This is a genomic window from Pseudomonas sp. MHK4 (assembly GCF_054600775.1).
In genome coordinates, this window is record NZ_BAAIAK010000004.1 from 144,472 (window position 1) to 165,175 (window position 20,704).

Consider the following 20,704-nt stretch of genomic DNA (forward strand, 5'->3'; position numbering starts at 1 on the left):
ACTCACCCTAAGGGGTGATATCGGCAGTTTTCCGGGCGTGGGAACATCATTTCAACCCCGGCACCCGTAACCTCGTGTCGCTCCCAACCGTTCTTTTGGCGAGTCTTTGAAGTGGAAAACGATCGGTTTTTTTCTGCGCAATGGTTCGAACAGATGGCCAAGGTGACCGAGAGTATCGGTCAACCGGGATTCGCCGCGACGCTGTTCGAAACCCTGGGATGCATCTGGCCCATTCAGGCGACGACGCTGTACCTGTATCCGCATGGCGGTATGCCCAGCGCGCTGTTCGAGTTGGACGGCCCCTGGCTGCCGCAAGGCAATGTGCGCCAGTACCTGTCGGGGTTCTATCTGCTCGATCCGTTCTACGGTGCCTGTGTTGAAGGCGTCAGCTCCGGTTGCTACGACCTCGCTGACGTCGCTCCCGACCACTTCGAACTCAGCGAGTACTACCAGTCGTTCTATCGGCACTCGCACCTGCAGGATGAGTTGAACTACATCCTGCAGTCTGCTCCCGGGCTGAGCCTGGCGGTTTCACTGGCGTTCACGGAAAAGCTCGACGCCGCTACGACGCAGCAGTTCAAGTGCATTGCACCTTGGGTCCTGACCTTGCTGGGCAAGCATTTTGTCGGCCTGGACACGCGCGGCGCCCGTTTCGAAAACCAGTTGGAGCAGCGCATCCACTCGGCACTGAACAACTTCGGTTCGTCGATTCTGACCGAGCGCGAATGCCGAATCGCCCAACTGATCCTGCGTGGTCATTCGACCCGCTCCCTGGCCGAGCGCCTCGGGGTATCGGAGGACACCATCAAGTCTCACCGCAAAAACGTCTACTGCAAGCTCGACATCGGTACGCAATCGGAGCTGTTTTCGCTGTTTATCGATTCGTTGGCCGAAGCCCAGGGCGTGCTCAGCAAAGACCCTCTTGAAAGCTACATGAGCAAGACCCGCTGAGCGGACTTGCTAACCCTCGCGTGACTACCAACAAAAGAGAAAAAAGCCATGAATGCACCCTTCGAACCGAAACGCCAGACTGAGGATTATCAGAAGTCCGATGCCGCCCACCACATCCATGCGTTTGTGGATCAAAAGGCGCTGAATGCCGAAGGTCCTCGAGTGATGGTCCGCGGCGAGGGCCTGTATCTCTGGGACAACGACGACAAGCGTTACCTGGACGGCATGTCGGGCCTGTGGTGCACCCAGCTCGGCTATGGTCGCAAGGACTTGACCGCCGCGGCGGCTGCGCAGATGAACCAGTTGCCGTACTACAACATGTTCTTCCACACCACCCACCCAGCGGTGATCGAGCTGTCCGAGCTGCTGTTCAGTCTCCTGCCGGACCACTACAGCCACGTCATCTACACAAACTCCGGCTCCGAAGCGAACGAGGTGCTGATCCGTACCGTTCGCCGTTACTGGCAGGTCGTCGGCAAGCCGCAGAAGAAGATCATGATCGGGCGCTGGAACGGTTATCACGGCTCGACCCTGGCGGCCACTGCGCTGGGCGGGATGAAGTTCATGCACGAGATGGGCGGCCTGATTCCGGACATCGCGCATATCGATGAGCCTTACTGGTATGCCCAGGGCGGCGAGCTGACTCCGGCCGAGTTCGGTCGTCGCTGTGCCTTGCAACTGGAAGAGAAGATTCTTGAACTGGGCGCCGAAAATGTCGCGGGTTTTATCGCAGAGCCCTTCCAGGGCGCTGGCGGCATGATCTTCCCGCCTGAGAGCTACTGGCCGGAAATCCAGCGCATCTGCCGACAATACGATGTGCTGCTGTGTGCCGATGAAGTGATCGGTGGCTTTGGTCGCACGGGCGAGTGGTTCGCCCACCAGTATTTCGGTTTCGAGCCGGATACCCTGTCGATCGCCAAGGGTCTGACCTCCGGTTACGTGCCGATGGGTGGCCTGGTGCTGGGCAAGCGCATTGCCGATGCGCTGGTGGAAGAGGGCGGCGTCTTCGCCCACGGCCTGACCTATTCCGGACACCCGGTCGCGGCCGCGGTGGCGCTCGCCAACCTCAAGGCACTGCGTGATGAAGGCATCGTTCGCCAGGTGAAGGAGGATACCGGGCCGTACTTGCAGCAGATTCTGCGCGAGGTGTTTGGCAACCACCCGATGATCGGCGAGATCCAGGGCACGGGCCTCCTCGCAGCCTTGCAGTTCGCCGAGGACAAGGCTACGCGCAAACGCTTCGCCAACGAAAACGACCTGGCCTGGCAGTGCCGCACCTTTGGTTTCGAAGAGGGCGTGATCATTCGCTCGACCCTGGGCCGCATGATCATGGCGCCGGCACTCGTGGCAACGCGCTTCGAGCTGGACGAGCTGGTTGAAAAGACCCGCATCGCGGTAGATCGCACTGCACGGATCGCGGGAAAGCTCTGAAGCTATCCATGAGCCAATCCATGCCCAGGACTGTGATCGATAGAGTCGCATCACCCTGTGTGCATATCGATTGAACAAGAGGCTGCCCGACATCGGGCGGCCCACCCTTCAGCAGATCATTCACTCACGGTATCCGTTCTTCGGATACCGCAGCGTCCTGCATTCAAATTTTCAGGAGTCAGCAATGAATACAATAACAAGCGTGGCCGATACTCCTTCCCATCACTCACCGTCGGAATCGGCTTCGCCTGGCAGGTTTCGACAATCCCTGGGGCTTACCGCCCTGGTCCTCTTCGGCCTGGCGTACATGGTCCCACTGGCGGTGTTCACCACCTATGGCCTGGTGACCCAGATGACCAAGGGCCACTTGCCCACCGCCTACCTGCTGACCCTCGCCGCCATGCTGCTGACCGCTTACAGCTACGGACGCATGGTTCAGGCGCATCCGTATTCGGGTTCGGTGTACTCCTATACACGCAAGGCTTTCGGCAGCTACTTTGGCTTCATGGCCGGCTGGACCTTGTTGCTGGACTATATCTTCCTGCCGCTGCTCAGTTATCTGCTGATCGGCATCTACATGTCCGAATACTTCCCCGCGGTTCCCGCTGCGGTGTGGGTGCTCGGCTCCATTGCCCTGGTAACCTTCCTCAACCTGATCGGCATCGAGTCCATCACCCGGGTCAATCTGTTGCTTGTGGTTGTCCAGTTGGTCTTCATCGTGGTGTTCGTTGCGTTGTCGATCCACAACCTGGCGGATCAGGCAAAGCCGGTTTCACTGCTCGCACCCTTCCACCACGAGGGCTTCAGCGTCCCGCTGATCATGACCGGCGCGGCGGTGCTCTGCCTGTCCTTTCTCGGCTTCGACGCCGTGTCGACCATGGCCGAGGAGACACCCAACCCACGGCGTCTCATCCCCCTCGCTATCATGGTGGTGAGCCTGATCGGTGGCTTGCTGTTTCTCGTCGTTTCGTATTTCGCCCAGATGGTCTATCCCGAATGGAACACCTTTGCCGACCCAGACTCGGCGTCGCTGGACGTGATGCGTCGCGTGGGGGGTGAACTGCTGGGGACCGCCTTTACCGCTACCTATGTGGCCGGTTGTTTTGCCTCGGCGATGGTTTCCCAGGCCAGCGTCTCCCGGGTGCTGTTCGCCATGGGCCGCGATGGTGCACTGCCCCGAGTATTAGGCAGGCTGGTCTCGAAGAAGCGGGTACCGGCCACCGCGATCATGCTGGTCAGCCTGTTCTCGCTGATTGCCCTGTTCATCACCCTGGATACCGTGGCCAACATGATCAGCTTTGGCGCGCTGTTCGCGTTCTCGGCGGTGAACCTGGCGGTCATCAAGCATTACCTGGTCGACCAGAAGCTGCGCGGTACCCGCAACTGTCTGATGTACGGCGCAGTGCCGGCCCTGGGGTTCCTCAGCACCCTCTGGCTGTGGACCAGCCTGTCCAGCATGTCGTTCATGATCGGACTGTGCTGGATGGGGTTGGGGCTGCTTTGTTTGATGGGCGTTACGCGGGGGTTCCGGATGAAGCTGCCGGAGTTGCAGATGGCGCAGTGATCGGACCGCCCCTCGTGATCGCCGACCAGGCTTTCACGAGGGGCTTGCAACGGAGCAAACCACAGAAAGCAAAAAACCCGCACCAGGCGGGTTTTTTGTGTGCTTTCAGGTGTGCGTGGCATCACCTGAAAACGAAAGGTGGTGCCCAGAGACGGAATCGAACCGCCGACACGGGGATTTTCAATCCCCTGCTCTACCGACTGAGCTATCTGGGCAACGGGGCGCATTAAACTGGTTTTTCAGGGGGTCGTCAAGCAAGTTATCAAAAAATATTTAATTATTACCGTCGCTTACGATCCGACCCCCGATTTCAAGGGCTTACTCCGCAGGCGGAACGTAGCCTTCGGCCTTGGCGTATTCCTCGCCGGAGAAGTACTTGTCCATCTCGCCCTGAAGATATTTGCGGTCTTCGGCGTTCATCATGTTCAGGCGCTTTTCGTTGATCAGCAGGGTCTGGTGTTTTTGCCAGTCGGCCCAGGCCTTGGCCGAGACGTGGTCAAAAATGTCCTGGCCCTTGGCGCCCGGGAATGGAGCGCGCTCCAGGGCGGGCAATTGTTCTTTGTACTTGCGGCACATGATGGTGCGGGTCATGACGACTCTCCTGCGTTCAATACGACGGCCGCGCGTTCGAGCAAGGTCTTGACCGGGGCGGCAAGGCCCAGGCGCGGCGGGGTGGCGAGGTTATACCAGAGCCAGTCGGCCTCGGCCACGTGATGGCCGGCCTCCTGGACCTGGACCAGCCAGGGTTCGATGGCTAACTGGAAATGGCTGAAGGTGTGCACCAGGCTAGGCAGTGCCTGCTGGTTGCCCAGCGCCAGCGAGTGCTGCGAGGCGAGGTGTTGCAGGTCGTCGAGGTCATCGAGTTCCGGCAGGCTCCATAAACCGCCCCACAGGCCCGTGGAGGGGCGACGGTAAAGCAGGATCGCACCTTCGGCATTGGCGAGCATCGGCATCAGCGTGCGTTTCTGCGGGATGGCTTTGCGTGGCTTGGGGATCGGGTAGCGGGTTTCCAGGCCGAGCATGTGCGCTTCACAACCCTTTTGCAGCGGGCAGAGCAGGCAGCTCGGCTTGCTGCGGGTGCAGAGCGTGGCGCCCAGGTCCATCATTGCCTGGGTGTAGGCGTTGACCCGGTCGTGCGGCGTAAAACGCTCAGCGTTCGCCCAAAGCTGTTTGGCGACCTTCGGTTCGCCCGGGTAGCCCTCTTGTGCAGTAAAGCGCGCCAGCACGCGTTTGACGTTGCCATCAAGGATGGGCGCGCGCAGGCCCATGCTGATGCTGGCGATCGCGCCGGCCGTGGACAGGCCGATGCCGGGCAGGTCGGTGAGTTTTTCCACGTCCCGGGGAAATTCACCGCCGTACTGCTCGACGACGATTTTCGCGGTCTTCTGCAGATTGCGCGCGCGGGTGTAGTACCCAAGGCCCGTCCACAGGTGCAGCACTTCGTCCTCGGGCGCCGCCGCCAGGGCTTCGACCGTCGGCAGCGACGCCATGAACCGGTCGAAGTAATTCAGCACGGTGCTGACCTGGGTTTGCTGCAACATGATTTCCGAGACCCACACCCGATACGGGGTAATGCCCTGTTGCCAGGGCAAGTCGTGACGGCCGTGGCGGTCGAACCAGGCCAGTACCGCCGATGAAAACTGCTCGGCTCTCATCGCTTGAACAGCCCCTTGAGTGCGTCCTTGAGTTCCGGGCTGACCTTGTCGCCCAGTTTCTCGTCGATTTTTTCGCTGATGCGCTCGCCCGCGAGTTTGCTCGCGACCTGGCCCATGCGTTCGTTATCCAGGCGGCAGGCCTTGGCGCCAAGCTCCAGCGGGCCGCGGCAACGCAATGGCCACTGGATGCCGACAAATTTCTCGCCCACCTGGCAAGCCGGGTCCGGCATGTCGCTCTTGTCGCCTTCGACGATGATGCCCACGCGGTAATCCATGCCCAGGACCCGCAGGTCGACATCGCCGTCGCCATTGACGGTCATGCCCGGGATGCGCACTTTCAGGTCCGGGTTGCTCGCGACGCCGTTGCGCAAGGTCAGGTTGCCCTTGAGTTCCTGGAACGGTGTGTCCTTGCCCCGCGGCTCGCCGCTGAGGGTTTTGCGGTTGAGCGTGGCGATGCCTTTGCACAACTGCTGTTCGAGGTTGGCATTGAGCAGCACGCCATTGTTGATAACGAAACTGGCGTTGCCGTTGAGGGTTTCGATCAGCGCTTTCTGGCTGTTGCCGCTACCGGTAAGGGTGCTGTTGAGCGTTACCAGGCCCTTGACCGGTGGTTCCTTGCCCTGGCTTTCGAGGATTTTTTCCGCAGGAACCCGGCTGATCTGCGTCTGCATGTTCAACACCGGTGCCTGCTGGCGCACATCGAGGGTGCCTTTGGCGTCGAAGTTGCCCTCGTACAGGTCGCCGCGCAGGCTCGTCAGCGTCAACAGTCCGCCCTGGCCGTTGGCCTTGAGTACGGCGTTCTTGATCGGCAGTTTTTCCAGGGTCAATTGGCCGAAGGTCAGGTCGGCGTCTACATCCAGCTTGGCCAGGCGCTCCACCGGCAGCAGGCGTTCGTTGCTCCATGCCTCTTTGGTCGGCGATTGCGGCAGCGGCGTACTGCCGGCCCCGGCCATGGCATCGGCTTCGGTGCTGGCGACTTCGGCCTGGCGCACTTGCTTGGCGCTGTTGGCCTCGGCCGACTTCGGCGGCAGGTAACGGTCGACGTTAAAGGTGTCAGCCTTGAGGGTTGCGCGCAGGGATTGCTTGGCAAAGTCCTCGACGGCGATGCGACCAGTGAAGGTGCTGTCGTCGACTTTCAGGTTGAGGTCATCCAGTGTGAGGCTGGAAGGCGAACCGGCCAGGCGCGTGGCCACTTCGACCTTGCTCAGGCTGCCTTCGGCCATGGCCGGGAGTTTCTGGCCGATGCTGTCGACGAATTTCGCCAGGTCGAACTGGGCAATCGACAGTCCACCGCTGACCTGTGGGGTCTTGTCCAGGTCATTGACCTTCAGCTCACCCAGAGCTCGCAGTTGGTTGGCGGAGACCTTGATCCCGGTCCATTCGGCAACGTTGGCGGCCTTGTCCAGCAGCAACTGCCCCTGGGCGGCGAAGGTCATGGTCTTGCCTTGCAGCGGATCGCCGGCGACTTCGCCGGACAGCTTCATGTCTTCGAGCTTGTAGCGCTGCAGTGCGCGCTCGAAGCGCAACTCACCGCTGAGCTCGGTGCGCACCCGCAGGACCGGCTGGTTGGTGCCCAGGAATGCCGTGAGCTTGACCGGGATATTGGTGGAGTCGTGCACCGGGCCGGTACTGAGCTGGATGCTTTCGGCGCTGAATTGCTTGCCGGTTTTTTCGTCGCTGTATTCAACGCGGGCGTTGTTGACGGTCAGGCTGTCGATGTCCAGGCGAATGGGCTGGGCCGGTTTCTCCGCCTGGGCGGTGGTTGGCGACTCGGGTTCGCCGGTGTTTTCGGCAGGCGTGGTCGTGGTTGCAGGCTTGGGCACCTTGCCGATGTCTTCCCAGTTGCCGTGGCCATCCTTGTCGCGGTTCAGGCGCAGGTTCAAGCCTTCGACGCGCACATCGCTCATCTGCACCTCACGGCGCAGCAACGGCAGCACGCGGACCGACAGGCCGAGCATCTGCAGGTCGGCGAACGGATCGGCGGGCTTGGCCAGGGTGGCCACCGCCGCATCGTGCAGTTCCAGGCCCAGCCACGGGAACAGGCTCCAGCCGATATCGCCATTGAGCGTCAGCTCGATGTGGGCCTTGTCGCGGGCTATCTGGCGTATCTCGTCTTTGTAGTCGTTGGGATCGAAGAGGTGGGTCAGGGCGAAGCCCAGCGCCACTACGATCAGCAACAGCCCGAGAAGTACCAGACCCAGGATTTTGCCGAACGCTTTCATGGGCGAGTCCTTGTAGTTAGTCGAATTCGAAATTTAGCCGGGGAGTATAGCGCTCCGACGCAAGTGACCGGGCAGATCACGAGACAGAGCGTCGAGCATCCAGGCGAAAAGTAATTTTTCCTACAAAATCGGCGCGGTACCGAAGAAGTTGTTAGCCGTTCGACAATGCTCGGAAGGGAGGTTCCTTCAGTGGTACGAAAACGGACAACAGCGAAAACGTGATGTCAGTTTGGTTTTTCGTTCGCTGGCAAATGCTACTCTTCACCCGTTCGTCCGTCCCTCCGCGGCAAGATGTCGCACAGAAAACGAGCTTTTCCCAAAAAACGGTCATGTCTGCGTGCATTAAGGCTGAGGGCGAAGAGTGGCTGGCGAACCTAAATAATAATTGGGGGATACACAATGACCACGAGCATCACGGCGGACGGCCTGCAAGCCGGCCAGCCCGCGTTCCTCTCCAAGGAACGCATCATCGCCAGGCCCGGTTTCAACCGCTGGCTGGTGCCACCGGCCGCGCTGGCCATCCACCTGTGCATCGGCATGGCCTATGGCTTCTCGGTATTCTGGTTGCCGCTGTCCAAGGCGCTGGGCATTACCGCGCCAGTAGCTTGTGCGCCGGACATGAGCTTCATCGCCCAGGTCTTTTCTTCGCAATGCGACTGGCCGATTTCGATGCTCGGCTGGATCTACACCCTGTTCTTCATCTTCCTGGGTTGCTCGGCAGCCATCTGGGGTGGCTGGCTGGAACACGCCGGGCCACGCAAGGCGGGTGTCGTCTCGGCGTTGTGCTGGTGCGGCGGGCTGCTGATTTCCGCGCTGGGGGTCTATACCCACCAGATCTGGTTGATGTGGATCGGCTCCGGGGTCATTGGCGGTATTGGCCTGGGCCTGGGTTACATCTCACCGGTGTCGACCCTGATCAAGTGGTTCCCGGACAAGCGCGGCATGGCGACCGGCATGGCGATCATGGGCTTTGGCGGGGGCGCGATGGTTGGTGCGCCACTGGCGGCGGCGTTGATGGGCCATTTTGCCTCGCCGACCAGCGTCGGCGTGTGGCAGAGCTTCCTGGTCATGGCGGCGATCTATTTCGTGTTCATGATCGGTGGCGCGCTGTCCTATCGTGTACCGCCTACCGGCTGGAAACCTGAAGGCTGGACGGCGCCTGCGAAAAAAGCCTCGAACGCGATGATCACCCACCGTCACGTGCACGTGAATGTGGCGTGGAAAACGCCACAATTCCGCCTGGTATGGCTGGTGCTGTGCCTGAACGTATCCGCGGGCATCGGCATCCTCGGCATGGCTTCGCCCCTGTTGCAGGAGGTGTTCGGCGGCAAGTTGCTGGGCAACGACTTGGCATTTGGCCAGCTGGATGCCTCGCAACTGGCGTCGATTGCGGCGATCGCCGCCGGTTTCACCGGGCTGCTGAGCCTGTTCAACATCGGTGGCCGGTTCTTCTGGGCATCGTTCTCGGATTACCTGGGCCGTAAAAACACCTATTTCGTGTTCTTCGCCCTGGGCTTCGGGCTGTATGCGTTGATCCCTAACCTCGGTCATCTGGGCAACGTTGCGCTGTTCGTGGCGGCGTTCTGCATCATCCTGTCGATGTACGGCGGTGGTTTTGCGACTGTTCCGGCGTATCTCGCGGACCTGTTCGGTACGCAAATGGTCGGCGCGATTCATGGCCGTCTGCTGACGGCCTGGGCTGCTGCGGGTGTATTGGGGCCGGTGCTGGTGAACTACCTGCGTGAGTATCAGCTGAGCATCGGTGTTGAACGTGCCGCGGCTTATGACATCACCCTGTACATCCTCGCGGGCCTGCTGGTGCTGGGTTTCCTGTGCAACCTGCTGGTTCGTCCGGTGGCCGACAAGTACTTCATGACCGACGCGGAACTGGCTGCCGAACAGGCGCTGGGTCACGACAAAGGGGCTGACGCCAGCACGTCGCTGGAGTGGAAAGCGGCCGCGGGTACCAAGCCTCTGGCGATTGCTGCCTGGCTGGTGGTGGGTATTCCGTTGGCGTGGGGTGTCTGGGTGACGCTGCAGAAGACGGCAGTACTCTTCCACTAACGCCAAACCCTCTGTAGGAACCGGCTTGCTGGCGATCAATGCGACGCGGTCTGTCAGATACACCGCCATCGCTGGCAAGCCCGCTCCTACAAAGGGTCGAAAGTCGTGCGCTCGCAATGAATGCCGGCTTGTATGGACATGTCTATCCCCGACGACTGGGGATTCTATCCGTCAGCGATATCACCTCTCGTGTTTCTGTTTCGCGCCCGCGCCCCTATAATGGTTGCCTTTTTCGCCCAATGATTTTGCGGAGCTGGTGATGGCCGAACGTATGGCGTCAGTCGAGCGCGACACTCTGGAAACCCAGATCAAAGCCTCGATCAACCTGGATGGCACCGGAAAGGCCCGATTTGATATCGGTGTACCTTTTCTTGAGCACATGCTGGACCAGATCGCCCGTCACGGGCTGATCGACCTGGATATCGTCAGCAAAGGCGACCTGCATATCGATGACCACCACACCGTGGAAGACGTCGGTATCACCCTGGGCCAGGCATTCACCAAAGCCATCGGCGACAAGAAAGGCATCCGTCGCTACGGCCACGCCTACGTGCCGCTCGATGAAGCGCTGTCGCGCGTGGTGATCGACTTCTCCGGCCGCCCAGGCCTGCAGATGCATGTTCCGTACACCCGTGCCACCGTCGGCGGCTTCGACGTTGACCTGTTCCAGGAATTCTTCCAGGGCTTCGTCAACCACGCCAACGTCACCTTGCACATCGACAACCTGCGTGGTCACAACACCCACCACCAGATCGAAACCGTGTTCAAGGCTTTCGGCCGCGCCCTGCGCATGGCTGTGGAGCTCGATGACCGCATGGCCGGGCAAATGCCTTCGACCAAGGGCGTCCTGTAATGCAGACAGTCGCGGTTATCGATTACGGCATGGGCAACCTGCACTCGGTGGCCAAGGCCCTCGAGCACGTCGGTGCCGGCAAGGTCCTGATCACCAGCGATGCCAACGTGATTCGCGAAGCCGACCGGGTGGTTTTCCCCGGCGTTGGCGCGATTCGCGATTGCATGGCGGAGATCCGTCGCCTGGGATTCGATTCGTTGGTGCGTGAAGTCAGCCAGGATCGTCCGTTCCTCGGCATCTGCGTCGGCATGCAAGCCTTGCTCGAGCGCAGTGAAGAGAACGATGGCGTCGACTGCATCGGCCTGTTCCCAGGCCAGGTGAAGTTCTTCGGCAAGGATCTGGTCGAGGATGGCGAGCACCTGAAAGTCCCGCACATGGGCTGGAACGAAGTGAAGCAGAAGGTCAGTCATCCGCTGTGGCATGACATTCCGGACCTGGCACGTTTCTACTTTGTGCACAGCTACTACATTGCCGCCGGCAATGCCCGGCAGGTGGTCGGTGGCGGTCACTACGGTGTCGATTTTGCCGCAGCGCTGGCCGAAGGCTCGCGTTTCGCCGTGCAGTTCCACCCGGAGAAAAGCCATACCCATGGCCTGCAGTTGCTGCAGAACTTCGCCGCGTGGGACGGTCGCTGGTAAATGGCCGTCAAGAAGAAGCCGCCGATTCTGACCCTCACTCCCGAGCAGGAGAGCGAGGCCAATCGCAAGATCAAGCGTTTCATGGAAGATCGCTTCGAGCTCGACCTCGGTTCATTCGAGGCGGCCGAGATTCTTGAGCTGTTTACCCGTGAAATTGCTCCGCACTATTACAACAGGGCGATTTTCGATGTGCAGACGCACCTCAAGGAGAGGTTCGAAAGCATCGAAAGCGACCTGTGGGCGCTCGAGAAAAACTGATTTCCGAGCCAAGCTGAACATTCGAATTTGAAGGTTTGCCAGATGCTGATTATTCCCGCTATCGATCTTAAAGACGGTGCCTGTGTTCGTCTGCGCCAGGGCCGCATGGAAGATTCCACAGTGTTCTCCGATGACCCGGTGAGCATGGCTGCCAAGTGGGTGGAGGGCGGTTGCCGTCGTCTGCATCTGGTCGACCTGAACGGTGCGTTCGAAGGCCAGCCGGTCAACGGCGAAGTGGTTACGGCGATTGCCAAGCGCTACCCGAACCTGCCGATCCAGATCGGTGGCGGTATCCGCTCCCTGGAAACCATCGAGCACTACGTGAAAGCGGGTGTGAGCTACGTGATCATCGGCACCAAGGCCGTGAAAGATCCGGCCTTCGTTGCCGAAGCCTGCCGCGCGTTTCCGGGCAAGGTGATCGTTGGTCTCGACGCCAAAGACGGCTTCGTCGCCACCGACGGCTGGGCTGAAATCAGCACCATTCAAGTTATCGACCTGGCTAAACAGTTCGAGGCTGATGGCGTGTCCGCGATCGTTTATACCGACATCGCCAAAGACGGCATGATGCAGGGCTGCAACGTTCCGTTCACTGCGGCACTGGCTGCTGCAACAAAGATCCCGGTGATTGCTTCCGGCGGTATCCACAACCTGGGTGACATCAAGACGCTGCTCGATGCCAAGGCGCCAGGCATCATCGGCGCCATTACCGGCCGCGCGATCTACGAAGGCACCCTCGACGTCGCTGAAGCGCAAGCTTTCTGCGATTCGTACAAAGGCTGAGGACTGACCATGGCGCTGGCCAAACGCATCATCCCTTGCCTGGACGTGGACAACGGCCGGGTCGTCAAAGGTGTGAAGTTCGAGAACATCCGCGATGCGGGCGATCCTGTTGAGATCGCTCGTCGCTACGACGAGCAGGGTGCCGACGAGATTACCTTTCTCGACATCACCGCCAGCGTCGACGGCCGCGATACCACGCTGCATACCGTCGAGCGCATGGCCAGCCAGGTGTTCATTCCGCTGACCGTGGGCGGTGGCGTGCGTACCGTGCAGGACATTCGCAACCTGCTCAATGCCGGTGCGGACAAGGTCTCGATCAACACCGCTGCCGTGTTCAATCCGGAATTCGTCGGTGAAGCAGCGCAGCACTTCGGTTCGCAATGCATCGTGGTCGCGATCGATGCGAAGAAGGTCTCGGGACCTGGCGAAACCCCGCGCTGGGAGATCTTCACCCACGGCGGCCGCAAGCCAACCGGCCTCGACGCCGTTGAGTGGGCGAAGAAGATGGAAGGCCTGGGGGCCGGTGAGATCCTGCTGACCAGCATGGACCAGGACGGTATGAAAAACGGCTTCGACCTGGGCGTCACCCGCGCCATCAGCGATGCATTGGGCATTCCGGTGATCGCTTCCGGTGGAGTCGGCAACCTGCAGCACCTGGCCGACGGCATTCTCGAAGGCCACGCCAGTGCAGTGTTGGCGGCGAGCATTTTCCACTTCGGCGAGTACACCGTGCAGGAAGCCAAGGCGTATATGGCTCACCGCGGGATTGTGATGCGCTGAACAAACCGGTGCAGGCCAGTGGACATCATGGCGGGCTCAGGGCACTCTTGAGTACGCCATGGATTTCGGTAGCCAGACATGTTTAAAACCATTCTTCTTGTCCTCGCCAGCGCTTCCTTGTTGCTCATCAATGGTGCGCGTGCCGCCGACAGCTCCGCCACGGACCTGGTCTTGCTGACGGAAAACTTCCCGCCGTACAACATGGCCAAGAACGGCAAGAACTTCGCTCAGGACGAGAACATCAATGGCATCGCCGTGGACATCGTCCGCGAGATTTTCAAGCGCGCCGACATCAGCTATAGCCTGACCCTGCGTTTTCCTTGGGACCGGGTCTACAAGCTGGCACTGGAAAACCCCGGTTACGGTGCATTCGTGATGGCGCGTTTGCCGGACCGCGAACGGCTCTTCAAGTGGGTCGGGCCGATCGGTCCGGATGACTGGATCATGCTGGCCAAGGCCGACAGCAAAATCTCCCTCGAGACATTGGAAGACGCGCGAAAGTACAGGATTGGCGCGTACAAGGGCGACGCCATTGCCATGACGCTGGCCAAGCAAGGCTTGAAACCGGTTGTGGTACTGCGCGACCAGGACAACGCGAAAAAGCTGGTCAACGGCCAGATCGACCTGTGGGCCACCGGCGATCCGGCCGGGCGCTACCTGGCTCGCCTGGAAGGCGTGAGCGGGCTCAAGACGGTCCTGCGCTTCAACAGCGCCGAGCTCTATCTGGCGTTGAACAAGGACGTGTCGGACGAAACGGTGGCCAAGCTGCAGGCGGCGTTGGACCAGATGCGCAAGGAAGGCAAGGTGGACGAGATCATGGCGCAGTATCTGTAAGGTCGATCAAAAGATCGCAACCTGTTGCAGGAGCTGCCGCAGGCTGCGATCTTTTCAGCGGTAAACTCCGTCCTTGCCATGGCCGGCCATTGCGCGATTGCCGCGCACGCTGATCATCTGCTTGATATCAATCCACTCGATCCCCTGGGCCTTCAGCTTCGGCAGCTCGCGCTCCAGCACCGCCAGTGTCTGCGGATACGGATGCCCGATCATCACCGCTGATCCCTGCTTGTGAGCCAGGCTGATCGCTGTCTGCAATTGGGTGAGAATTGCCGCTTCAGTGCGCTCATCATCCAGAAACACATCACGCGAGACGCTCGCCAATCCAATTTTCTGCGCCTCGGCAGCGGCCACCGTTTGTGCGCTGGTGCGGCTATCCAGGAAGAGCTTGTGGCGACGCTGCAAGTCAGCCATCAGCCAGGCCATGGCCGGTCGTTGGGCGGTCATGCGGCTGCCCATATGGTTATTGATGCCGGCGGTGTAGGGCACGACCTTAAGGGCTGCGTTCAGGCGTTTCTCGAGCTCGTCGATGGGCAAGTCGGGGTGCCAGGCAAAGGGCCCGGTGGCCGGGTCCATGGGCATGTGCAGGATGACGATCTTGCCGGCGCGATGGGCTTCGCGGGCGAATTCGGTGGCGTGGGGGGTGTCGGGCATGATCGCCGTCGTCACGGGCCCCGGCAGGGCCAGCACCTGGCGATCCCGGGGCAGGCTCTGCCCCAGGTCATCGATGATCAGGGTGATATAGGCCTTTTGAGGAGCGGGCGCTGCATGAGCAACGCCCGCCAGGCAACACACCAGCCCCAGGGCTAACCGCAGAAGCATCTCAGCGGCCGGACGTGATGCTCAGCCCTTTGAGTAGGCTCAGTGCCTGGGCCAGCTGGTAATCGTCGTCCTGCGGCATCGGCTTGGCCTTGCCGCCGGAACTGCTCGGCTTGTCGGCGCCGCCGTTGCCATTGCCCAGGTGGCCCTGCAGGTCGGCTTCCTTGAAGTAGTCGCCGTCTTGCTCGTTGGTGATCTTGGCCTTGCGCACTTCGATGTCCGGGATGATGCCCTGGGCCTGGATCGAGCGGCCGTTAGGCGTGTAGTACAGCGCGGTGGTGATCTTCAGGGCGCGCTCGTTGTTCAGTGGCAGCACGGTTTGCACCGAGCCTTTACCGAAACTCGGCGTACCCATGATCACCGCGCGTTTCTGGTCTTGCAGAGCGCCGGCGACGATTTCCGAGGCCGAGGCGCTGCCCCCGTTGATCAGCGTGACCATTGGCACGGCTTCGCTTTCGTCCTTGCCGGTGGCGGAGAAGCGCAGCTCGGAGTTGGCGATGCGGCCCTTGGTGTAGACGATCAGGCCCTTGGTGATGAAGTGGTCGACCACTTCCACCGCCGCCTGCAGAACGCCGCCCGGGTTGTTGCGCAAGTCGAGGATGATGCCGTTGAGTTTCTTGCCGTTGTCTTTGCGCATCTTGGCCAGGGCCTTGGACACTTCTTCGCCGGTCTTGACCTGGAACTGGGTGATGCGGATGTAGCCGTAGCCGGACTCGAGCAGTTGGCTCTTCACGCTCTTCACCTGAATAATGGCGCGGGCCAGGGTTACATCGAACGGCGTGCCACCGTCGCGTACGAGCGTCAGGGTGATTTTCTGGCCGATCTTGCCGCGCATCTTGTCCACGGCTTCGGTCATGGTCTGGCCGCGGGTGGGCTGGCCGTTGATCTTGACGATGAAGTCGCCCGCCTGGATGCCAGCCTTGGAGGCCGGCGTGTCATCGATCGGCGACACCACTTTGATGAATCCGTCCTCGGCGCCGACTTCGATGCCCAGGCCGCCGAACTCGCCGCTGGTGCTTTCCTGCAGTTCAGCGAAGTCTTCAGGGCCCAGGTAGGCTGAGTGCGGGTCAAGGTTGCTGAGCATGCCCTTGATCGCGTTTTCCAGCAGGGTCTTGTCGTCTACCGGTTCGACATACGCGGCCTTGATCCGATCCATGACCTCGGCAAAGGTGCGCAACTCTTCCAGCGGCAATGGCGCCTTGGTGGTCGCGGCAGTGCCCGCAGGCGCGACTGCCGGGGCCGGTTGAGCGGCAAACGCCAGAGGCGCGCCGATCACCAGGGCGATCGCCAGGGCCAGCGAGGTAAGGCGGGACAAATGCAGCATGTCGAACGAACTCCTAATGTAGGTGACTCAGCGCCTATCCTTGCGCGCGGCACCATTGCGCCGGATCACTCGGGTGACCCTGCTGACGAATCGCAAAATACAGCGCCGGTGTGTCCTGCCCGCCACTGTTACCGACAGTGGAGATGGATTCACCGGCTTTTACCACGTCACCCGCAGACTTGAGCAATGTCTGGTTGTGACCATAAAGACTCAAAAAACCGTTGCCGTGGTCGAGAATCACCAGCAACCCGGCACCGCGCAACCAGTCGGCGAACACCACGCGACCGCCATGCACCGCGTGCACCGTGCTGCCGGCGGAAGCGCCGATCATCACGCCGTCCCACTTGGTCCGGGCATCGTCGCCACGGCTTTCACCGAAGCGTGCCAACAGTCGACCATCGACTGGCCACGGAAGTTTGCCGCGGGTAGACGCAAATGCGCCGCCAAAAGTTTCGCCTGAACTTGAAACCAGTGCACCGGGGGTCGATTTAACGGGTTTGCGTGGGGCGTCATCGCTGGCATCTGCCTGCGCCTGGGCCTCACGTAAACGCTTTTTTTCGGCTTCCTGCTGGGCAATCAGCGCTTTTTGTCGCGCCTCTTCTGCCTCACGAGCCTGGCGGGCCAGGGTTTCTTCAATGGTTTTAAGGACTTTAGACAGGTCTGCCTGATCCTGCTCGCGGGCTGCCAGTTTCTGGTCGCGAGCCTTCACATCGTCATTGAGCTTGGCCAGGACTTGCTGACGCTCCTGGCGAACCTTCTCGAGTTCGCCACGCTGGGTTTCGAGGCTGCTCTGCTGCACCAGCAATTGCGCTTGCTGCAAGCCGATGTCTTTTTCGACATTGGCCAGCTGGCGCAGGGTTTCGTTGAAATTCTTCAGCTGCTCCAGGCGGGCCTGGCTCAGGTAGTCGTAATAGGTGAGCGTGCGGGCGAACTTCTCGGGGTTCTGCTGGTTGAGCAGCAGTTTCAGGTACTCCTGACGGCCGTTCTGATAGGCCGCGCGGGCCTGGATGGCGATCAGTCGCTGCTGTTCAGTGCGCGCGCTCTGGAGTTTTTTTTTCTCCGCATCGAGTCGCTGCAACTCGGATTCGCTTTTCTGCAGCTCTTTTTGCAGGGCGTCGACCTGCTTCTCGAGCTTGCCCATCTCGGTCTCGGTGCCCTTGAGGTCTTTTTGCACGCCGGACTTTTCTTGCTGCAGCTTGCCCAGCAGCTTTTTCAGCTCGGCAATGTCCTGACGCGTGGCGTCCAACTGTTGCTGGGTTTGCGCGCGCTCGTCGGCGAAGGCCGGTTGGAGCAGGCAAGTCAGGGCAAGGGCTATCAGGACGCGGAGCATAGAGGCGGGCGACACCAGGGAAAGGGACGTCCTAGTATGCCCGCCAAGCGCAGCAAAAAAAATGCCCAATTGGGACTGTGTGATAACTGGCCCGAAAAACACCGCAAGGCCTTGTAGGAGCAAGCTTGCTCGCGATGACTTCTTAACATTCAACAGTGATGTTGGCTGTCAGATTGCTATCGCGAGCAAGCTTGCTCCTACAGAGGGTTCGGTGTTTGAAAATGAATTACACCAGAATCGAGGTGCCAGTCATTTCAGCCGGTTGTTCCAGGCCCAGCAGTTTCAGCATGGTCGGTGCCACATCTGCCAGTACGCCGCCTTCGCGGACCTTCAGGTCGCGCTTGCCGACATAGATGAACGGCACAGGCTCGGTGGTGTGCGCGGTGTGCGCCTGACCGGTGGTCTCGTCGGACATTTGCTCGACGTTGCCGTGGTCCGCGGTGATCAGGGCTTCGCCGCCGACTTTTTCCAGCGCTTCGACGATGCGGCCGACGCACTGGTCCAGGCATTCCACGGCCTTGACCGCCGCTTCAAACACGCCACTGTGGCCGACCATGTCGCCGTTGGCATAGTTGACCACGATCACGTCGTAACGCTGGTTTTCGATGGCGTCGACGATGCGGTCGGTGACTTGCGGGGCGCTCATCTCTGGCTGCAGGTCGTAGGTGGCGACTTTCGGCGACGGGATCAGGATGCGCTCTTCGCCCGGGAACGGTTCTTCACGACCGCCAGAGAAGAAGAAAGTCACGTGGGCGTATTTTTCGGTTTCGGCGATCCGCAGCTGGGTCTTGCCGTTTTTCGCCAGGTAGTCGCCAAGTACGTTTTCCAGGCTGCCGGCGGCGAAGGCCGAAGGTGCGGGAATGCTGGCGGCGTATTGGGTCAGCATGACGAAACCGGCCAGTTTTGGCTGACGGGCACGCTCGAATTCCTTGAAATCGTCTTCGACGAATACGCGGGTCAGTTCGCGGGCGCGGTCGGCGCGGAAGTTCATGAACACCACGGCGTCACCGTCTTCGACTTTCACCGGCTCACCAATGGAGGTGGCTTTGACGAACTCGTCGCTCTCGCCACGCGCGTACGCGGCTTGCAGGCCTTCCTGGGCAGTGGCGGCGTTGAATTCGCCATGGCCGTCGGCGATCAGGTTGTAGGCCTGGGACACACGGTCCCAACGGTTGTCGCGATCCATGGCGAAGTAACGGCCGATGAGGCTGGCGATCCGGCCTTTGCCCAGGGCCTGGAAGGTGGCATCCAGCAGTTCGATCGACGATTGTGCGCTTTTCGGCGGGGTATCGCGGCCGTCGAGGAAGGCGTGCAGGTAGATTTTTTCAGCGCCGCGCTTGGCGGCCAGTTCGGCCATGGCGACCAGGTGATCCTGGTGGCTGTGCACCCCGCCATCGGACAGCAGGCCCATGAAGTGCACGGCTTTACCGGCGGCGACGGCTTTGTCCACGGCGGCGCAGATGGTCGGGTTCTCGAAGAACTCGCCGTCGCGGATCGATTTGGTCACGCGGGTGAAGTCCTGATAAACCACGCGGCCGGCGCCGAGGTTCATGTGGCCGACTTCGGAGTTGCCCATCTGGCCGTCCGGCAGGCCGACGTCCATGCCGCTGCCCGAAATCAGGCCGTTGGGCACGGTGGCCCACAAACGGTCCAGTACAGGCTTCTTCGCCGCAAAGATGGCGTTGGATTCAGGGCTCTCACTGTGACCGAAGCCGTCGAGAATAATCAGGACCAAAGGTTTAGGCGTGGTAGTCATGGAGTCCGCTCGTGGCTGAATTAAAAGAGGGCGATGGAAAAGGGAGTGGCAGTTTAAAGCGAAGTTCCGGCCACGTCACCGCCGGACGGGGTTTGGCCCACCATAGTGGCTGTGTATACTGGCCGACATTTTAACGCCCTGGAACCTCCTTCGATGGTTGCTCACCTGATTGAATTTGCCACTAACCACTACATCCTCGTCGGTATCTTCGTCGTACTGCTGGCGTTGCTGATTGCCTACCAGATGCAGGGCGGCGGTCGTAGCCTGAGCACTGGCGAACTGACCGGCCTGGTCAACAAGGACGCCGGCGTGGTGATCGATATTCGTCCAACCAAGGACTTCGCTGCCGGTCACATTGTAGGCGCGTTGAACATTCCCCACGACAAGCTTGCCGCACGCGTCGGCGAGCTGGAAAAGCACAAGGCCAAGACCATCATCCTGGTCGACGCCATGGGCCAGACGGCCGGCACCCACGCTCGCGAGCTGGTGAAGGCAGGTTTTACCGCCGCCAAGCTGTCCGGTGGTGTTTCCAGCTGGAAAGCCGACAATCTGCCGCTGGTGAAGTGATATGAGCAACGTCGTCGTCTATTCCAGCGATTACTGCCCTTATTGCTCCCGAGCCAAGTACCTGCTCGAGAACAAAGGCGTGGCCTTCGAAGAGATCAAGGTCGATGGCAAGCCGCAGGTGCGCGCCGCAATGGCTCAGAAAGCCGGACGTACGTCCGTGCCGCAGATCTGGATCGGCAGCACCCACGTTGGCGGTTGTGATGATTTGTTCGCCCTGGAGCGCGCCGGCAAGCTCGACGCGCTGCTCAAGGCCTGAATTCCATACCCTATAAAAGCCCAAGATCAGAAAGGATCTGAGATGACTGACCAACAGAACACTGCAGCCAGCGAAGAAGTAACCGCACCGCAATTCTCCTTGCAGCGCATCTACGTACGTGACTTGTCCTTCGAAGCCCCGAAAAGCCCGGCGATCTTCCGCCAGCAGTGGGAGCCGAGCGTCGGTCTGGATCTCAATACCCGTCAAAAGGCGCTGGAAGGCGACTTCCACGAAGTCGTGCTGACCCTGTCGGTCACCGTGAAGAACGGTGAAGAAGTGGCGTTCATTGCCGAAGTGCAACAGGCCGGTATCTTCCTGATCAAGAATCTGGACGACGCTTCGATGAGCCACACCCTGGGCGCATTCTGCCCGAACATCCTGTTCCCGTACGCTCGCGAAGCGCTGGACAGCCTGGTGACCCGCGGCTCGTTCCCGGCCCTGATGCTGGCTCCGGTGAACTTCGACGCGCTGTACGCGCAAGAGCTGCAACGCATGCAGGCGACAGGCGACGCTCCGACCGTGCAATAAAAGAGCTTCGTTTGCTCCATGAAAAAAGCGCCTATTCAGAGGCGCTTTTTTCATGGAGCAAACGAAACCTGTAGGAGCTGGCTTGCCAGCGAAG

At 60.5% G+C, this 20,704-nt stretch carries 20 protein-coding genes and 1 tRNA gene; 13 read left to right on the forward strand and 8 right to left on the reverse strand.

Translation table 11 applies throughout. The features are described from left to right. Positions 1 to 153 precede the first annotated feature (153 nt). From ACYP2Q_RS12585 to ACYP2Q_RS12595, 3 genes are all read left to right on the forward strand, one after another. A complete protein-coding gene (locus ACYP2Q_RS12585; RefSeq protein WP_459730758.1) occupies positions 154 to 951 on the forward strand; it encodes a helix-turn-helix transcriptional regulator in 798 nt (265 codons plus the stop codon). Between the two features lie 48 nt (positions 952 to 999). Next, a complete protein-coding gene (locus ACYP2Q_RS12590; protein ID WP_459730759.1) occupies positions 1,000 to 2,382 on the forward strand; it encodes an aspartate aminotransferase family protein in 1,383 nt (460 codons plus the stop codon). A gap of 184 nt (positions 2,383 to 2,566) precedes the next feature. Beyond that, positions 2,567 to 3,946: an APC family permease gene (locus ACYP2Q_RS12595; protein ID WP_459730760.1), complete on the forward strand. Its 1,380-nt coding sequence runs from the start codon at positions 2,567 to 2,569 to the stop codon at positions 3,944 to 3,946. 139 nt (positions 3,947 to 4,085) lie between these two features. Here the strand turns inward: ACYP2Q_RS12595 and ACYP2Q_RS12600 are convergent. The 4 genes from ACYP2Q_RS12600 to ACYP2Q_RS12615 all read right to left on the reverse strand — a co-directional run bounded on the left by ACYP2Q_RS12600 (position 4,086) and on the right by ACYP2Q_RS12615 (position 7,823). Next, positions 4,086 to 4,161: transfer RNA gene (locus ACYP2Q_RS12600), tRNA-Phe, on the reverse strand. 103 nt (positions 4,162 to 4,264) lie between these two features. Then, a complete protein-coding gene (locus ACYP2Q_RS12605) occupies positions 4,265 to 4,537 on the reverse strand; it encodes an oxidative damage protection protein (RefSeq protein ID WP_083367290.1) in 273 nt (90 codons plus the stop codon). Then, positions 4,534 to 5,601 carry an A/G-specific adenine glycosylase gene (gene mutY / locus ACYP2Q_RS12610; protein ID WP_459730761.1) on the reverse strand — a complete coding sequence of 356 codons (1,068 nt, stop codon included), beginning with the start codon at positions 5,599 to 5,601 and terminating at the stop codon, positions 4,534 to 4,536. The genes ACYP2Q_RS12605 and mutY overlap by 4 nt, the downstream gene beginning before the upstream one ends. Continuing rightward, entirely contained in the window at positions 5,598 to 7,823 is a 2,226-nt protein-coding gene (locus ACYP2Q_RS12615) for an AsmA family protein (RefSeq protein ID WP_459730762.1), read from the reverse strand. Before ACYP2Q_RS12615 ends, mutY begins: the two co-directional genes overlap by 4 nt. Before the next feature lie 399 nt (positions 7,824 to 8,222). Between ACYP2Q_RS12615 and ACYP2Q_RS12620 the strand changes: the two genes are divergently transcribed. From ACYP2Q_RS12620 to ACYP2Q_RS12650, 7 genes are all read left to right on the forward strand, one after another. Further along, positions 8,223 to 9,887, forward strand: a complete 1,665-nt coding sequence (locus ACYP2Q_RS12620) for an OFA family MFS transporter (RefSeq protein ID WP_459730763.1) — start codon at positions 8,223 to 8,225, stop codon at positions 9,885 to 9,887. A gap of 259 nt (positions 9,888 to 10,146) precedes the next feature. Then, positions 10,147 to 10,740, forward strand: a complete 594-nt coding sequence (gene hisB, locus ACYP2Q_RS12625; protein ID WP_007939452.1) for an imidazoleglycerol-phosphate dehydratase HisB — start codon at positions 10,147 to 10,149, stop codon at positions 10,738 to 10,740. After that, a complete protein-coding gene (gene hisH, locus ACYP2Q_RS12630) occupies positions 10,740 to 11,378 on the forward strand; it encodes an imidazole glycerol phosphate synthase subunit HisH (RefSeq protein ID WP_077186145.1) in 639 nt (212 codons plus the stop codon). The genes hisB and hisH overlap by 1 nt, the downstream gene beginning before the upstream one ends. After that, positions 11,379 to 11,636, forward strand: a complete 258-nt coding sequence (locus ACYP2Q_RS12635; protein ID WP_095077943.1) for a DUF2164 domain-containing protein — start codon at positions 11,379 to 11,381, stop codon at positions 11,634 to 11,636. Positions 11,637 to 11,678: 42 nt separating this feature from the next. Next, entirely contained in the window at positions 11,679 to 12,416 is a 738-nt protein-coding gene (hisA, locus tag ACYP2Q_RS12640) for a 1-(5-phosphoribosyl)-5-[(5-phosphoribosylamino)methylideneamino]imidazole-4-carboxamide isomerase (RefSeq protein WP_007972753.1), read from the forward strand. A 9-nt stretch (positions 12,417 to 12,425) separates the two neighbouring features. Next, on the forward strand, positions 12,426 to 13,196 hold the full coding sequence (hisF, locus tag ACYP2Q_RS12645; protein WP_007897430.1) for an imidazole glycerol phosphate synthase subunit HisF: 771 nt from the start codon (positions 12,426 to 12,428) through the stop codon (positions 13,194 to 13,196). A 78-nt stretch (positions 13,197 to 13,274) separates the two neighbouring features. Beyond that, positions 13,275 to 14,030, forward strand: coding sequence for a substrate-binding periplasmic protein (locus tag ACYP2Q_RS12650; RefSeq protein WP_459730764.1), 756 nt, complete (start codon positions 13,275 to 13,277; stop codon positions 14,028 to 14,030). 54 nt (positions 14,031 to 14,084) lie between these two features. Here ACYP2Q_RS12650 and ACYP2Q_RS12655 read toward each other — a convergent pair whose 3' ends face one another. From ACYP2Q_RS12655 to gpmI, 4 genes are all read right to left on the reverse strand, one after another. Continuing rightward, positions 14,085 to 14,852, reverse strand: coding sequence for a divergent polysaccharide deacetylase family protein (locus ACYP2Q_RS12655; protein WP_459730765.1), 768 nt, complete (start codon positions 14,850 to 14,852; stop codon positions 14,085 to 14,087). 1 nt (position 14,853) lies between these two features. Then, positions 14,854 to 16,173, reverse strand: a complete 1,320-nt coding sequence (locus ACYP2Q_RS12660) for a S41 family peptidase (RefSeq protein WP_459730766.1) — start codon at positions 16,171 to 16,173, stop codon at positions 14,854 to 14,856. Positions 16,174 to 16,207: 34 nt separating this feature from the next. Then, a complete protein-coding gene (locus ACYP2Q_RS12665; protein ID WP_459730767.1) occupies positions 16,208 to 17,503 on the reverse strand; it encodes a murein hydrolase activator EnvC family protein in 1,296 nt (431 codons plus the stop codon). A 226-nt stretch (positions 17,504 to 17,729) separates the two neighbouring features. Next, positions 17,730 to 19,259, reverse strand: a complete 1,530-nt coding sequence (gene gpmI / locus ACYP2Q_RS12670) for a 2,3-bisphosphoglycerate-independent phosphoglycerate mutase (RefSeq protein WP_459730768.1) — start codon at positions 19,257 to 19,259, stop codon at positions 17,730 to 17,732. A gap of 153 nt (positions 19,260 to 19,412) precedes the next feature. On the opposite strand from gpmI, the gene ACYP2Q_RS12675 reads away from it, so the two are divergent. The 3 genes from ACYP2Q_RS12675 to secB are packed head-to-tail and all read left to right on the forward strand — an operon-like array spanning position 19,413 to position 20,610. After that, positions 19,413 to 19,826: a rhodanese-like domain-containing protein gene (locus tag ACYP2Q_RS12675; protein WP_180203871.1), complete on the forward strand. Its 414-nt coding sequence runs from the start codon at positions 19,413 to 19,415 to the stop codon at positions 19,824 to 19,826. 1 nt (position 19,827) lies between these two features. After that, complete coding sequence (grxC, locus tag ACYP2Q_RS12680; protein ID WP_008058538.1) at positions 19,828 to 20,082, forward strand: glutaredoxin 3; 255 nt, start codon at positions 19,828 to 19,830, stop codon at positions 20,080 to 20,082. A 42-nt stretch (positions 20,083 to 20,124) separates the two neighbouring features. Continuing rightward, positions 20,125 to 20,610 (forward strand): protein-export chaperone SecB, encoded by a 486-nt coding sequence (secB, locus tag ACYP2Q_RS12685; RefSeq protein ID WP_459730769.1) that lies wholly within the window; start codon positions 20,125 to 20,127, stop codon positions 20,608 to 20,610. Positions 20,611 to 20,704 lie beyond the last annotated feature (94 nt).

Excerpts from the sequence above, each read along its gene's own strand:
- grxC (WP_008058538.1), top strand. The coding sequence starts at position 19,828 with ATGAGCAACGTCGTCGTCTATTCCAGCGATTACTGCCCTTATTGCTCC.
- secB (WP_459730769.1), top strand. The coding sequence starts at position 20,125 with ATGACTGACCAACAGAACACTGCAGCCAGCGAAGAAGTAACCGCACCG.
- ACYP2Q_RS12620 (WP_459730763.1), top strand. The coding sequence starts at position 8,223 with ATGACCACGAGCATCACGGCGGACGGCCTGCAAGCCGGCCAGCCCGCG.
- ACYP2Q_RS12660 (WP_459730766.1), bottom strand. The coding sequence starts at position 16,173 with ATGCTGCATTTGTCCCGCCTTACCTCGCTGGCCCTGGCGATCGCCCTG.
- mutY (WP_459730761.1), bottom strand. The coding sequence starts at position 5,601 with ATGAGAGCCGAGCAGTTTTCATCGGCGGTACTGGCCTGGTTCGACCGC.
- ACYP2Q_RS12605 (WP_083367290.1), bottom strand. The coding sequence starts at position 4,537 with ATGACCCGCACCATCATGTGCCGCAAGTACAAAGAACAATTGCCCGCC.
- ACYP2Q_RS12595 (WP_459730760.1), top strand. The coding sequence starts at position 2,567 with ATGAATACAATAACAAGCGTGGCCGATACTCCTTCCCATCACTCACCG.
- gpmI (WP_459730768.1), bottom strand. The coding sequence starts at position 19,259 with ATGACTACCACGCCTAAACCTTTGGTCCTGATTATTCTCGACGGCTTC.
- ACYP2Q_RS12665 (WP_459730767.1), bottom strand. The coding sequence starts at position 17,503 with ATGCTCCGCGTCCTGATAGCCCTTGCCCTGACTTGCCTGCTCCAACCG.
- hisB (WP_007939452.1), top strand. The coding sequence starts at position 10,147 with ATGGCCGAACGTATGGCGTCAGTCGAGCGCGACACTCTGGAAACCCAG.
- ACYP2Q_RS12590 (WP_459730759.1), top strand. The coding sequence starts at position 1,000 with ATGAATGCACCCTTCGAACCGAAACGCCAGACTGAGGATTATCAGAAG.
- ACYP2Q_RS12615 (WP_459730762.1), bottom strand. The coding sequence starts at position 7,823 with ATGAAAGCGTTCGGCAAAATCCTGGGTCTGGTACTTCTCGGGCTGTTG.
- ACYP2Q_RS12675 (WP_180203871.1), top strand. The coding sequence starts at position 19,413 with ATGGTTGCTCACCTGATTGAATTTGCCACTAACCACTACATCCTCGTC.
- ACYP2Q_RS12650 (WP_459730764.1), top strand. The coding sequence starts at position 13,275 with ATGTTTAAAACCATTCTTCTTGTCCTCGCCAGCGCTTCCTTGTTGCTC.
- ACYP2Q_RS12655 (WP_459730765.1), bottom strand. The coding sequence starts at position 14,852 with ATGCTTCTGCGGTTAGCCCTGGGGCTGGTGTGTTGCCTGGCGGGCGTT.
- ACYP2Q_RS12585 (WP_459730758.1), top strand. The coding sequence starts at position 154 with ATGGCCAAGGTGACCGAGAGTATCGGTCAACCGGGATTCGCCGCGACG.
- hisA (WP_007972753.1), top strand. The coding sequence starts at position 11,679 with ATGCTGATTATTCCCGCTATCGATCTTAAAGACGGTGCCTGTGTTCGT.
- hisH (WP_077186145.1), top strand. The coding sequence starts at position 10,740 with ATGCAGACAGTCGCGGTTATCGATTACGGCATGGGCAACCTGCACTCG.
- hisF (WP_007897430.1), top strand. The coding sequence starts at position 12,426 with ATGGCGCTGGCCAAACGCATCATCCCTTGCCTGGACGTGGACAACGGC.
- ACYP2Q_RS12635 (WP_095077943.1), top strand. The coding sequence starts at position 11,379 with ATGGCCGTCAAGAAGAAGCCGCCGATTCTGACCCTCACTCCCGAGCAG.